The sequence below is a fragment of the Streptomyces stoeckheimensis genome (assembly GCF_045822005.1).
Classification (GTDB): domain Bacteria; phylum Actinomycetota; class Actinomycetes; order Streptomycetales; family Streptomycetaceae; genus Streptomyces; species Streptomyces stoeckheimensis.
The window spans coordinates 283,906-297,130 of the sequence record NZ_CP169550.1 but is presented as its reverse complement, the minus strand read 5'-3'; the positions used below and the strand labels follow the sequence as shown (position 1 = coordinate 297,130).

The 13,225-nt window shown below is 71.6% G+C and carries 11 protein-coding genes; 6 read left to right on the top strand and 5 right to left on the bottom strand.

The window, feature by feature from the left end:
- Positions 1-53: 53 nt before the first annotated feature.
- Positions 54-2,963 (bottom strand): collagenase, encoded by a 2,910-nt coding sequence (locus ACE1OC_RS01395; protein ID WP_407835380.1) that lies wholly within the window; start codon positions 2,961-2,963, stop codon positions 54-56.
- A gap of 316 nt (positions 2,964-3,279) precedes the next feature.
- Here ACE1OC_RS01395 and ACE1OC_RS01390 point away from each other — a divergent pair, with 316 nt between their 5' ends.
- Together ACE1OC_RS01390 and ACE1OC_RS01385 are read left to right on the top strand one after the other, a co-directional pair.
- Entirely contained in the window at positions 3,280-4,491 is a 1,212-nt protein-coding gene (locus tag ACE1OC_RS01390; RefSeq protein ID WP_407835379.1) for a serine hydrolase domain-containing protein, read from the top strand.
- Between the two features lie 49 nt (positions 4,492-4,540).
- Entirely contained in the window at positions 4,541-5,449 is a 909-nt protein-coding gene (locus tag ACE1OC_RS01385; protein WP_407835378.1) for an alpha/beta hydrolase family protein, read from the top strand.
- 28 nt (positions 5,450-5,477) lie between these two features.
- Here ACE1OC_RS01385 and ACE1OC_RS01380 read toward each other — a convergent pair whose 3' ends face one another.
- Positions 5,478-6,131 carry a TOPRIM nucleotidyl transferase/hydrolase domain-containing protein gene (locus ACE1OC_RS01380; protein ID WP_407835377.1) on the bottom strand — a complete coding sequence of 218 codons (654 nt, stop codon included), beginning with the start codon at positions 6,129-6,131 and terminating at the stop codon, positions 5,478-5,480.
- A gap of 248 nt (positions 6,132-6,379) precedes the next feature.
- Between ACE1OC_RS01380 and ACE1OC_RS01375 the strand changes: the two genes are divergently transcribed.
- The 3 genes from ACE1OC_RS01375 to ACE1OC_RS01365 are packed head-to-tail and all read left to right on the top strand — an operon-like array spanning position 6,380 to position 9,914.
- Positions 6,380-8,056, top strand: coding sequence for an FAD-dependent oxidoreductase (locus tag ACE1OC_RS01375; RefSeq protein WP_407835376.1), 1,677 nt, complete (start codon positions 6,380-6,382; stop codon positions 8,054-8,056).
- Complete coding sequence (locus tag ACE1OC_RS01370) at positions 8,053-9,564, top strand: ATP-binding protein (RefSeq protein ID WP_407835375.1); 1,512 nt, start codon at positions 8,053-8,055, stop codon at positions 9,562-9,564. The genes ACE1OC_RS01375 and ACE1OC_RS01370 overlap by 4 nt, the downstream gene beginning before the upstream one ends.
- Positions 9,561-9,914 (top strand): UBP-type zinc finger domain-containing protein, encoded by a 354-nt coding sequence (locus ACE1OC_RS01365; protein WP_407835374.1) that lies wholly within the window; start codon positions 9,561-9,563, stop codon positions 9,912-9,914. Before ACE1OC_RS01370 ends, ACE1OC_RS01365 begins: the two co-directional genes overlap by 4 nt.
- A gap of 50 nt (positions 9,915-9,964) precedes the next feature.
- On the opposite strand, the gene cynS is transcribed toward ACE1OC_RS01365, so the two are convergent.
- Both cynS and ACE1OC_RS01355 read right to left on the bottom strand, forming a co-directional pair.
- Entirely contained in the window at positions 9,965-10,435 is a 471-nt protein-coding gene (gene cynS / locus ACE1OC_RS01360; protein WP_250745754.1) for a cyanase, read from the bottom strand.
- Positions 10,436-10,548: 113 nt separating this feature from the next.
- Entirely contained in the window at positions 10,549-11,148 is a 600-nt protein-coding gene (locus ACE1OC_RS01355) for a carbonic anhydrase (protein WP_407835373.1), read from the bottom strand.
- 123 nt (positions 11,149-11,271) lie between these two features.
- Between ACE1OC_RS01355 and cynR the strand changes: the two genes are divergently transcribed.
- A complete protein-coding gene (gene cynR, locus ACE1OC_RS01350; RefSeq protein ID WP_407835372.1) occupies positions 11,272-12,189 on the top strand; it encodes a transcriptional regulator CynR in 918 nt (305 codons plus the stop codon).
- Here the strand turns inward: cynR and ACE1OC_RS01345 are convergent.
- Complete coding sequence (locus ACE1OC_RS01345) at positions 12,174-13,118, bottom strand: AraC family transcriptional regulator (RefSeq protein WP_407835371.1); 945 nt, start codon at positions 13,116-13,118, stop codon at positions 12,174-12,176. The two genes, cynR and ACE1OC_RS01345, sit on opposite strands and share 16 nt — an antisense overlap.
- Between the last annotated feature and the right edge of the window lie 107 nt (positions 13,119-13,225).

The following is a 13,225-nucleotide window of genomic DNA, read 5'->3' as shown; positions in this document are numbered from 1 at the left end:
GGAAGCGGCCCCGTCCCTCCGAGGAGGGACGGGGGCCGGTGTGCCGTCAGGGCTCAGAAGCGGCTGGAGACGGTGGCTCCGGCGAAGTCCTGTGCGGCGTGCAGGCTGATGTAGAGGTAGCCGGCCGGGGGGTTGTTGATCGTGAGGGTTTCGGTGTTGCCGGTCTGGGCCGAGCGGGCGGTGTAGTTGCTCGTGGTGGCCCAGGTGGTGGGGCTGTAGTAGAGGTCGGCGTTGCCGGTGCCGCCCGAGACGGTGAGCTTGAGGGAGGCGGTGCCGGCCGGGACGTTCACGTAGAAGTAGCGGTAGTTCCCGGCGGTGGCGGAGACGTTGGAGCGGCTGCAGTCGGCGCCCAGGACCCGGATGTCGGCGTCCGCGCACTCCACCTGGGCCGTCCCGAACTGGGTCGAGACGGTGACGCCCGCGAAGCCCTGGACGGCGTACAGGCTGATGTAGACGCGTCCGGCCGCCGGGTTGTTGATGGTCAGCGACTCGCTGTTGCCGCTCTGCGCCGAGCGGGCGGTGTAGTTGCTGGTGGTGGCCCAGCCGGTGGGGCTGTAGTAGAGGTCGGCGTTGCCGGTGCCGCCCGAGACGGACACCTTGAGGGAGCCGGTGCCGGCCGGGACGTCCAGGTAGAAGTAGCCGTAGTTGCCGGTCGTGGCGGAGACGTTGGAGCGACGGCAGTTGTCACCCAGCACCCGCACGTCGGGGCTGGTGCATTCGCCGGGCCCGGCGGTACCGACCGTGACGGCCTTGCTGGTCGTGGCGGTGGCGCCCTTGTTGTCGGTGACGGTGAGCTGGACGGTGTACGTACCGGCCGCGGCGTAGGTCTTGGCCGGGCTGGCGGAGGTGGAAGTGGTGCCGTCACCGAACTTCCAGGCGCGGGAGGCGATGGTGCCGTCCGCGTCCGTGGAGGTGTCGGTGAAGGTGACCGCCAGGGCGTTCACGGCGGCGGTGAACCCGGCCACCGGGGCCTGGTTGACCGGCGGGGTGGTGCCGCCGCCGCAGTCTCCGGCCGCGCACTTGACCAGCCAGGCGGCGAAGTCCGCGTCGTAGCGGGTGCCGATGGTGGAGGTGAGCAGGGTGCGGGCGGCCGCCCAGTTGCCGGTGCGGTAGTGGCCGAGCAGCGTGGCCACGTCCTGCGGGTGCGACTGGATCAGGTAGCGCACCGCCAGGTAGCCCCACTGGTACACGCGGGTGGAGTCGGAGTTGTCGTAGGTGGTGTCGAACAGCGTGCTGAGCTTGTAGGTGTTCTTGCCCGCCTCGGTGACGGCGCGGTCGTAGGTGATGCCACGGTACGAGTAGGAGATGTACTCGGCGAAGCCCTCGACCCACATCACGGTCGGGGTGGTCATGCCGGCGTCGAAGTCGCCGTACATGTTGAAGCGGCCGTCGAGGTAGTGGGTGTACTCGTGGTTGAGGTTCCAGATCTGGAACTGCGGCCGGACCCACTCCGCCTCGTAGGCGATGAAGCGCGGCTGGTTCCCGGTGACCGAGGGGTCGCCCTCCAGGTACATGCCGCCGTTGTTGGTGCTGATCCCGAAGATGACACCGGCGTAGGTCTGGTAGTCGGCGCTGGAGTCGAAGGCCACCACCTCGAGCGCGGTGTTCTTGTCGTTGGCGACCGGGCCGCCGTCCTTGGCCACGTTGTGGAAGAAGGCGTCCTGGTTGGCCAGGCTGGTGCAGCTCGCGCCGAGCTCGGCGGTGGTCATCTGCTGCGCGACGATCCGGAGGCTGGGGCTACAGGTGTGGTTGACCGTCAGGACGGCGGCGCGCACCCGCGCCGGAAGGTCGCAGGTTCCGTAGGAGGAGCAGTTGGTGGCGTCGTACGAGGAGGTCATCTCGGCGAGCGGCACCCAGAGGGAGGCGGTCCGTCCGGTGATCGACGTGCGGTCCAGCAGCTGCTTGACGAGCGGCCGCACGGTCGCCTGGAGCGCCGAATGCTGGAGGAAACGGCCCAGTTCCCGGCCGGCGTTGGCCGTCAGGTAGCTCTTGTCCGTGCCCAGGAGGTTGTCGTGGGCCACGGCGAAGTCGCGCAGCACCGTGAGGATGCTGGGGTCGGCCTGCACGGCGGGCAGGAACTCGGCGGTCTGGTGGCCGCGGAACAGCACCGTGTAGGCGTTGTTGACGGCGCCGACCATCGACGAGGAGCTGTCGTACGAGGAGTTGTAGCCGGTCAGCAGCCGCTTGGCCACGCCGAGGTAGCGCGCGTTCTCCTGGGCGCTGTCGATCAGGATGACCGACTCGCCCAGGGTCGGGCCGTTGGCGTCGGTCACGTCGGCCGCGCGCGGAGCGGCGAAGAACGTGTCCAGGGCGCCCCGGATCGAGCTCTTCAGGGCCGGCCCGTAGGTGCCGACGGTGGACTCGTTGTACCACTGCACGTAGTAGCCGGCGCGCAGGAAGAGCACGAGCTGCCCGGTCTTGGTGCTGTTGTCACCGGGGTAGTTGGCGGCCACGGTGCGCAGGGCGTCCGCCACCGAGACCATCTGCGCCTCGCGGAAGGCGGCCTTCGCGTCGTTGCCCTTGAGTAGGAACAGCGAGTTCACGCAGTCCATCTCGGAGGACTTGATCTGCTGGACCAGCGCGGCCCCGGTCTTCGAGGTGAAGTCCGCGACGTTGCAGGCCGCGGCGAGTGCCTCGGCCGCGGCGGCGGCGCCGGGCGCCAACTTCGCCTTGGAGGCCTGCTGTTCGGTGCGCGCGTCCTCCTTGGTGGCCCGGAGCGGGGCGCGCTCGGACAGGTTCGCGTCCGGGCGTGCGGCGTGCTCGGCCCTGAGGGCGGCGGCCGCGGCGGCCGGGGTGGAGGGCTGCGGGGCCGCGCCGGACCTCGGGGCCGGAGCGGGCGTGGCGGGCTTCGGTTCGCGCGCGAAGGCCTGGCCGGCGGGGGCGAGCATCGTCAGGCCCAGACAACAGGCCAGAGCGGCTATCAGGGGCCGGGCACGGCCCTTCGTGGTGGGGGAACTGCGCATGAGGGGTGGGCCTCCGAGCCGGTCTGCGGCCGCGCTGGCAACGCGGCGGACGAGGGGTGCGGACCGTGACGTCGACGGGAGTTGGTGGGGATTTCAACTCTGTCGTGTACACGGCTGTGCAGTGTGCGATGTAACATGGCACACATCACATGGCTCTGGAAGTCCCCGCGGGGCAGTTCTCGTCACCTGAATGACCGTCAGGTCGAGATGGGGCGGAAAACCTGTCCGGTTCGGCAAGGTTCGTCCCTGATTCCCGCCGGAGGGACCGCGGGGGACACCACATGCGCCCCGGGCCGGGCCCGTCCATACTGGGAGCGTGAGGCGTACTCGTACGGTCTTGCTGTGCATCGCCGGTCTGATGGGCGCGGCCCTACCGGCGGGGACGGCCGCGGGCCAGGAGCCGGCCGCCGCGCCCCCCGGGGCATGCGTGAACTCTCCCGGCCCCGCCCAGGGCGACGCGCTCAAGGTCCTCACCATCGCGCAGCAGGCCCAGAAGGAGTTCGGCCTGAACGCGGTGGTCCTGCGGGTCTCCTCCGCAGAAGGCGAGGTGCTCACCACGGCTCTCGGGGAATCGATGACGAGCGTCCCGGCCGAGCCGTCCATGCAATTCCGTACGGGGTCCGTGGCCATCGTCTACATGGGCGCCGTCCTGCTCCAGCTCGTCGAGGAGGGCAAGGCCTCGCTCGACGACCCCGTGTCCCGCTGGCTTCCGGACGTTCCGCACGGATCCGAGATCACCCTGCGCATGCTGGGCAGTTCCACGTCCGGCCTGCACGACTACGTCACCGACCCGGCCTTCCTCGCCGAGTTGGAGGCCAAACCGTTCCGCAAGTGGACGGCGGCCGAGGTCATCCGCATCGCCACGGACAAGCCGCTCCTCTACAAGCCGGGCACCAACTGGAGTTATTCGCACGCCAACTTCGCACTGCTCGGCGAGGCGCTGGAGAAGATCAGCGGCCTCCCGCTGGACCGGCTGCTGAAGGAGCGCGTGTACGGCCCGCTCGAGCTGAGCGCGACCAGCAACCAGTACACCCCGCAGATCCCGGAACCGGTCCTGCACGCCTTCACCTCCGAGCGCGGAACCTACGAGGAGTCCACCTTCTGGAACCCCTCCTGGACCACGGCGCCCGGTGCGGTCCTCGTCCAGAACATCTGCGACCTGGACCGGTCCGCGCGCGGCATCGGGACCGGCGAACTGCTGTCCGCGAAGTCCTTCAAGACCCAGCTCGACCCGGGCACCATCGGCCTCGGCCACCCGACGGACTCCTGCCCGGACACCGTCTGCCTCCTGACCAACACGGCGGCCCACCACTTCGGACTGGGCGTGATCGTCGTCGACGACTGGATCCTGACGAACCCGTCCTTCTCCGGCTACGCGGCCATCCAGGCCTACTTGCCGGCGGAGAAGCTCGCCATCTCCGTCACCGTGACCCAGGGCCCCAAGAGCCCCGAGGGCAACTCGGCCCAGACCATAGCCGAACGCATCTCCGCCGCCCTCGCGCCCGGACACGTGCTCAAGATGCGCTGATCCGCGGGGGCTTGGCAGGCACCGCGCGTCGCGTCGCTACGATGCCGGCATGATCCTCTCCGCGCCAGAGCCGCTGATACGCGTCCTGTACGACGAGTCCCGCCCCGATCTGGGCGATCCGTCCCGGCCACGGCCGGTCCGCCTGTACCTGTGGGAGCCGACCCGCTCGGGGGACCCGGGCGACACGGGCGAAACGGCGGGCCCGGGAGCGGCGGAGGCACCCGCCCCGCTCGTCGTCGTCTCGCACGGCACCGGAGGTTCGGGCAGCGAGATGGAGTGGCTGGTGGGCCCGTTGCACGCGGCGGGGTTCCGGGTGGTGGCCCTCGACCACCACGGCAACAACTTCGTCGACGGCTACGAGCCGGAGGGCTTCCTCCACCCCTGGGAACGGCCCCGGGACATCTCCTTCGCCCTCGACGTGCTCGCCCGGGAACAACCCCTCGGCCCGGTGGGCGTGGCGGGCTTCTCCATCGGCGGCTACACGGCCGCGGCACTGGCCGGGGCCCGCGTCGATCCGGGGATCCTGTGGGCCGTCCTCACGGGCGAGGTGCCGCTCCCGGAGATCCCCGAGTTCCCCGGGGTGCTGGAGGCCCTGCGCGCGAAGTACCCGCAGGAGGAGGATGCGCGGCGCACACTGGACGGCGCGGACGGCGACCTCTCCGATCCCCGGGTACGGGCGGTCTTCCAGATGGCTCCGGGAATCGGCTCCCTGGTGACCCGGGAGAGCCTGGAAGCCGTACGGGTACCGTTCGCCGTCCGCTGGGGCGGAGCGGACACGATCACCCCGTACGAGTCCGACACGCGGCCCTATCTGGAGTACGTCCCCACCGCGAGCGGCCGCTCGATCGGCCCGGCCGTCCGGCACGACGACTTCTTCGCCCCGGAGCCCGCAGACCCGACCGCCCGGGTCAGGGCCGGCGAGGATGCCGCCGCCTTCTTCCTGGAGCAGCTGGGCTGACCCGAGCGCCCGCCCGCACGCGGCCGGGCTACAGGCTCGCGAACAGGCCGTCGAGGGGCGCCGGTACGCGGCCGGGGTCGAGGGCCTCGACGAGGACGCGGCCGTAGCGGATCTTGCGCCCCTTCTTCGTACCGAGGAAGCGCCGCACCTGCTGCTGAGCCGTGCGGCCCCGCTGCGCGGGCTGGCGCAGGAAGGTCTGCAGGGCGCGGTCGTCCCCCTCGTCCCGGACGAGCTCGTGCACCCGGGCCACGCCCAGCGCGCGGATGAGCTCGTCCTCCAGATCCGCCGCGCAGACGAAGAAGCCCTGCGGAGGCGCACCGGCCCGCTCCCAGCCGCGCTCGTAGAAGCCGCGCTCCGCCTCGTCGCACAAACCGGTGAGGCGCAGGCCCAGGCCCCGCGGACCGAGGAAGCCGGCGAAGCGCGCCACGCTCATGGCGCCGCCCATCGGCAGGACGCAGACCCCTTCGGCGGCCAGGTTCCGGCCCCGTCGCACGGCCAGCGCGTCGACCGCTTCGGCGTCGCTCGCGCCTTCGAGCAGCACGACGGTCCGTACGGGCAGCCGCGCGGCGAGTTCGCGCGCGGTGTCCGCGGCCTCCCCGGCATGCCCGACGTCACCGAGTCCACCGGCGTCACCGGCCGCCCACGCGGTCACCGCATCCCCGAACGCCACCATGTCAGCCATGGGGCGAGTCTGATCCACTTCCCGCCGCCGCGGTACGGAATTTCCGCCGGTGAGGGCGCCCGCCCGCCGGAATCGCCCGCCCGGGAGCGCTTGCCGGGGCCGCCCGCCCCGTACCGCCCGCCCCGGCCGCCCGGCCCGCCACCCCCCGTCCGCGCGGACCCGGACGATCGACCCTAGGATGGACGGGAACCGGGTGCGGGCGGCTCGCCGCGACGCCGCCAGCGCAGGCCGCTCGGGGTGGGAGAGCCATGACAGAGGCCGCCGACACGGCGAGGACCGTGATCCTGACCGTGGACGACGATCCGGGAGTGTCCCGGGCCATCGCCCGTGACCTGCGGCGACGGTACGGCTCCGGCTACCGGATCGTGCGCGCCGAGTCCGGTGAATCCGCACTGGAGGCGCTGCGCGAGCTGAAGCTCCGCGGCGACCTGGTGGCCGTGATCCTCGCCGACTACCGCATGCCGCAGATGAACGGCATCGAGTTCCTCGAAGAGGCGCTCGCCGTGTACCCGGGCGCGCGCCGCGTCCTGCTCACCGCCTACGCCGACACCAACGCGGCGATCGACGCGATCAACGTCGTCGACCTCGACCACTACCTCCTCAAACCGTGGGACCCGCCCGAGGAGAAGCTCTACCCCGTCGTCGACGACCTCCTCACCGCCTGGCGCACCGGCGACCACCGGCCCGTGCCCGCCACCAAAGTGGTCGGACACCGCTGGTCGGCCCCCTCGTCGGCCGTGCGGGAGTTCCTGGCCCGCAACCAGGTCCCGTACCGCTGGTACTCCTGCGAGGAGCCGGAGGGGCAGCGGCTGCTCCGGGCGGCCGGGGTCGACGGTCAGCGGCTGCCCGTGGTGGTCACCCCCGGCGGCACCGTGCTGATCGAACCGGCGGCACCCGACCTGGCCGCCCACGTGGGACTCGCGACCACACCCACCGCCGACTTCTACGACCTCGTCGTGATCGGCGGAGGCCCGGCCGGACTCGGCTCCGCGCTGTACGGGGCCTCCGAGGGGCTGCGCACCGTACTGGTCGAGCGGTCGGCGACCGGCGGACAGGCCGGGCAGAGCTCCCGCATCGAGAACTACCTCGGCTTCCCCGACGGAGTGTCCGGCGCCCAGCTCACCGAACGCGCCCGCCGCCAGGCCGGCCGGTTCGGCGCCGAGATCCTCACGGCACGCGAGGTCACCGGACTGGAGGTCAACGGCGCGGCGCGCGTCGTCCGCTTCTCCGACGGCTCGGCGATCGGCGCGCAGAGCATCATCCTGGCCACCGGAGTCTCCTACCGGCAGCTCGGGGCGCCGGGCTGCGACGGCCTCACCGGCCGCGGCGTGTACTACGGCTCCTCGCTCACCGAGGCCTCCTCCTGCTTGGAGCAGGACGTGTACGTCGTCGGCGGCGCCAACTCCGCCGGACAGGCGGCCATGTACCTCGCCCGCGGTGCGAAATCGGTGACGCTCCTGGTGCGCGGGAAGTCCCTGGCCGCGTCCATGTCGTACTACCTGATCCAGCAGATCGAGGAGATGCCGAACATCACGGTGCGCACCCGCACCACCGTCGAGTCGGCGCACGGCGAAGGCCACCTGGAGCAGCTCACGCTGCGCGACGTGGACACCGGCGCGACCGAACTCGTCGACACCCAGTGGATGTTCGTCTTCATCGGCGCGGCCCCGCTCACCGACTGGCTGGACGGTACGGTGCTGCGCGACGACCACGGCTTCATCTTGGCCGGGCCCGACCTCACCCCGGACGGGCGGCCCCCGGCCGAGTGGGCCCTGGACCGGCCGCCCTACCACCTGGAGACCAGCGTGCCCGGAGTGTTCGTGGCGGGCGACGCGCGCGCCCGGTCGGCGAAGCGGGTCGCGTCCGCCGTCGGAGAGGGAGCCATGGCCGTGATGCTCGTCCACCGGTACCTGGAGGAGTCGTGAGCGGGCAGGCGATGCCGTGCTCCCCGCAGGAGATCGGCTCGCTCTTCCTCTTCGAGAAGCTCACCCCGGAGCAGCTCGGGCGGCTGTGCGCCGAGGGCCGCATCGAGCGGTTCGACACCGGCCCCGTGTACGCCGAGGGCGACCCCGCCACCTGCTTCTACGTGATGATCGAGGGCACGGTGGTGCTGTCCCGCCGGGTCGGCGGCGACGAGGTGGAGGTCGGCCGGACCTCCCAGCGCGGGGTGTACGCGGGCGCCATGCAGGCCTACCTGGGCGACCGGGTCCCGCAGACGTACAACAACACGATGCGGGTGACCGAGCCGACACGGTTCTTCGTCCTGCCCGCGCAGTCCTTCTCGGACGTCATGCGGGAATGGTTCCCGATGGCCGCGCACCTGCTGGAGGGGCTCTTCTTCGGCGCGAGGAGCACCCAACAGGTCATCGGCCAGCGCGAACGGCTCCTCGCCCTCGGTTCCTTGTCCGCGGGGCTCACCCACGAGCTCAACAACCCGGCCGCGGCAGCCGTCCGGGCCACCGCCACCCTGCGCGAGCGCGTCGGCAAGATGCGGCACAAGCTGGCCCACATCTCCCAGGGCAACTACCCGCGAGAGGCCATCGCCGAGCTCATCGAGATCCAGGAACGCACCGTCGAACGGGTGGCGAAGGCCCCGGTGTTGAGCCCTCTGCAGGCCTCCGACCGGGAGGACGAGATCGCCGACTGGCTGGAGGACCACGGCTTCCCCGAGGGCTGGCGCATCGCACCGGTCTTCGTCCAGGCGGGCCTGGACACGGACTGGCTGGAGCAGGTCGCGGCGCGCGTGGCCGAGGACCTCCTGCCGGCGGCCCTCGGCTGGCTCAACTACACGGTCGAGACCGAACTGTTGATGGACGAGATCGACGACTCCACCACCCGCATCTCGCACCTCGTGGACGCCGCCAAGCAGTACTCGCAGCTCGACCGCGCCCCGCACCGGGTGGTCGACGTCCACGAACTCCTCGACAGCACCCTGCTGATGCTCTCCGGGAAGATCGGCCCCCGGATCCGGGTGGTCAAGGAGTACGACCGCTCCGCGCCGGACGTACCGGCCTACCCCGCGGAACTCAATCAGGTGTGGACCAACCTCATCGACAACGCCGTCTTCGCCATCGGGAGCACGGGTCGCGAGGGCACCCTGACGGTCCGCACGGCACGCGAGGGCGAACGGCTGCTCGTGGAGTTCCGCGACACGGGGCCCGGCATCCCGTCCGAGATCCGCAGCCGCATCTTCGACCCCTTCTTCACCACCAAACCCGTCGGCGAGGGCACCGGTCTCGGCCTGGACATCTCCTGGCGGATCATCGTCAACAAGCACCACGGAAGCCTCCAGGTCGAGTCCGTCCCGGGCGACACCCGCTTCCAGGTGCTGCTCCCGCTGACCGCACCGGAATCCGAGCCCGAGTCCGAGCCCGAGCCCGATCCCGAATCCGAGTCCGCAGCCGATCCCGAGCCCTCCGAGGAGCCCGCATGACCGCCATCGACGGAGTCGACCCGAGCGTCCCGCCCAGCGGCAGCGGCTGCGTCGAATGCGATGCCGCGGGCGGCTGGTGGTTCCACCTGCGGCGCTGCGCCCAGTGCGGCCACATCGGCTGCTGCGACTCCTCGCCGGCCCAGCACGCCACCGCCCACTGGAAGGCGACCGGCCATCCCCTGGTGCAGAGCTACGAACCGGGTGAGGACTGGTTCTGGGACTACGCGACGAACGAGCTGTACGAGTCCGGCCCCGAGCTGACCCCGCCGTCCGGCCACCCGTCCGACCAGCCGGCCCCGGGTCCGGCGGACCGGCTCCCCGAGGACTGGAGCCGACGGCTCCACCGCTGATCGCGGGCGGGCGAGGGCGGACGAGAGCGGGCGAGGCGGGCGAGGGCGGATCAGAAGGGCTTCGTCGGCAGGTACTTGCCGTCCAGGGTGATGACCGCGCGCTCGCCGCCGTCGGGGTCGGCGACCTTCTTCACGTCGAGCTTGAAGTTGATCGCGGAGACGATCCCGTCGCCGAGCTGCTCGTGCACCAGGGCCTTCAGCGTGGTGCCGTAGACCTGGAGCATCTCGTAGAAGCGGTAGATCGTCGGGTCGGTGGGGACGCCGCCGGGGACCGAGCCGCGGGTCGGGATGGTCTGCAGCAGCACCGCGTCGTCGGCGTCCAGGCCCAGCAGGCCGGCCACGGCCTCGGCCGAGGCCCGGGGCAGCGGGTGCTGGCCGAGCACGGCCGCGGTGACGAAGGCGACCGACAGGCCGGCGGCGTCCGCGATCCGCTGCCAGGTCAGGTCCTCGCGGATCTTGGCGTCCACGGCCTTGACGGCCAGGGCCTGGCGGGCGGTGTTGTCGAACTGTGCGTGCACCATGAGAGGGCTTCCTTTCGGACGAGCCGCGCACCGGGGGATGGGGGCGAGCGGCGGATGGGGTGGGGTGGGGTGGAGGCGGGAATGCGGGTCGGGGACCCGAGGGGTGGCGGCGGTCAGCTCGTCGGGGAGGCCGCCCGGGAGGTGCCGAGTTCCTCGATGCCCCCGGCACGGATGTCGTAGACCCAGCCGCGCAGGGTCACCGACCCCGCGGCCAGGGCGCGGGCCACCGAGGGATGGGTGGCCAGGTTCGCCAACTGCGCTAGCACGTTCTCCCGTACCAGGGCGTCGACCCTCCGCCCGTCCTGCGCGGCGCCGGTACGGGCGAGCGAGGCGTCCGCGTGGCGCAGCCAGACGGCGACCGCCGGGGCGCCGCTGAGGTCGTGCCGCTCGGCCAGGGCGGTCATCGCTCCGCAGGCGGAGTGCCCGCACACCACGATGTCGCTCACACCCAGGACGGCCACGGCGTACTCGATGCTTGCCGCCACCCCGTCCGTGCCGGGGGCGTGGGCGGGCACGAGGTTGCCCGCGGTCCGGATGACGAACAGCTCGCCCGGCTCGCTCTGGGTGATCAGCTCCGGCACCACACGGGCATCGGAGCAGCTGATGAACAGGGTGCGCGGCCGGTGGGTCGTCGCCAGCCGGGCGAAGAGCTCCGCCTTGGCCGGATAGACCTCCCGCCGGAACTGCGCGACGCCCTCGATGAGGTCGTGCATGGTGACTCCCTTCGCTGCCTGCCGACCCGTCGGGCCGACGAGATCCACCATGCACGACCTGCGCCTATAGCGTCCAAGACGCATTGGCCATCTCTGCTATAGATGAGATCTATAATCGGTCTCATGGCCGCCCTGGAACTCCGTCACCTGCGCTATCTGCTCGCCGTCGCCGAACACGCGAGCTTCACCCGCGCCGCCGAAGAGCTGCGGATCTCCCAGCCGACCCTGTCCCAGCAGATCAAGCAGCTCGAGAGCACCATCGGCGTCCAGCTCCTGGACCGCACCGGCCGCAGCGGCGTCCGCCTCACCGACGCCGGCGAGACCTACGTCCTCCATGCCCGTCGGGCCCTGCGCGACCTCGCCGCCGCGGAACGCGCCGTCCACGACGTCGCCGACCTCTCCCGGGGCCACCTGCGGCTGGCCGTGACGCCGACCTTCACCGCCTACCTCGTCGGGCCCCTGGCGGCGGAGCTCCACGCCCGCCACCCCGGCATCACCCTGGACGTCAAGGACATGGCCCAGGACCGCATCGAAGCCGGCCTGCTCGCCGACGAACTCGACCTGGGGATCGCCTTCGACGGCCCGCACCTGCCCGGGATCACCGCGACCCCGCTGTACGCCGAGACCCTCAGCCTCGTCACCGCCGCCGGCCCGGCGGCCCCCGCCGCCGACCCGCACCCACCCCTGCCCGTGACCGGTCTGGCGGACCGTCAACTGGCGCTGCTCAGCGGTGATTTCGCCACCCGCGGGCACATCGACGCCTATCTGGCCGGCCACCGGGTACGGCCGCGCATCGCGGTGGAGGCCAACTCGGTCCAGACCCTCACCGAAATCGTCCGGCGCACCGACCTCGCGACCGTCCTGCCCGACGCGGTCACGGAGGACCACCCCCATCTGGCTCCGGTCGCCCTGGAACCGGCCCTGCCCACGCGCACCGTCGCCCTCCTGCGACGCGAGAACGCCTACCGGAGCTCCGCCGCAGGTGCGTTCACCCGGCTCACCCACGAGCACGTCCGAGCCCGCGGCTACACCCCGGCCTGAACGTCGCTGCCGTGCCCCGCGCGACGCAGGGCCGCGGGTGTGGTCCCGTACCAGCGCTGGACGGCCCGGCGCAGGGCGCGGGCATCGGCGTAACCGCTCCGGGCGGCGATCGAGTCGACGCTCAGGTCGGTGTCGTGGAGCAGCCGCGTGATGTGGTCCCGCCGCACGGTCCCGACCTCCTCGCTCCACGTCGTCCCGTGCTCCTCGAGGCGGCGCTGGAGGGTCCGCGCGCTGAGGGCCATGCGCTGCGCCACCGAGGACAGGGTCGGCGCGCCCGCGTCGTGCGCGGACGCAAGGGCGGTACGGAACAGGTTCAGCCAGTCGTGCAGCGGGATCGCGCTCGCGAGGCTCTGCTCGGCGTGCCGGCGGAGCACGGCCGACAGCCCGGGCTGGGCGTGCGGCGTCGGGGCGCTCAGGTCGGAGGCACGGAAGGTGATCGAGCTGGTCGGGGCCTCGAACTCGATCTTCCGGGTGCCGTAGAGCTCGATCAGGCCCTCGTGCCGCGGCGGCGCCGGGGTGGAGAGGGACACGTGCAGGGGAACGAGGCACCGCCCCGCGGCCTCGCCGAGCCGGCGCCGGTACAGACCGAGCGCGTAGCCGCGGATCCCGCAGGCCGCCTCGTGGGCTATGTCGGCCCGATTGACGTGGCTGATGGTGACGCGCTCGCCGTCCTCGGTGATCTGCATGCCGTCCGTCATGGGGTCCGCGACGGTGGCGAAGTAGGCGGCGGCGTCCCGGATACCTTCGAGCGGGGTGGGCGCGGAGGTGATCAGGTAGTCCCAGACCCCCAGGGTGCCGATGCCCGACGCCTGTGCCAGCAGCACGGACATGTCGGTCCAGGGGGCGTGGACCGTCGTGAGCTCCGCGATCCGGATGGCCGTCGCCGAGGGAGTGCGGCACAGGTCGTCGTTGAGGTGCTGGGGCGCCATGCCCGGCAAGTGGGCGTATCCGTGCGGACGTATGCCGACCAGTCGCGCGACGCTGACGCTCAGACGGGCGAGGGCGGAGGAGGTTGTCCCCTGATGTGCATGCGAGA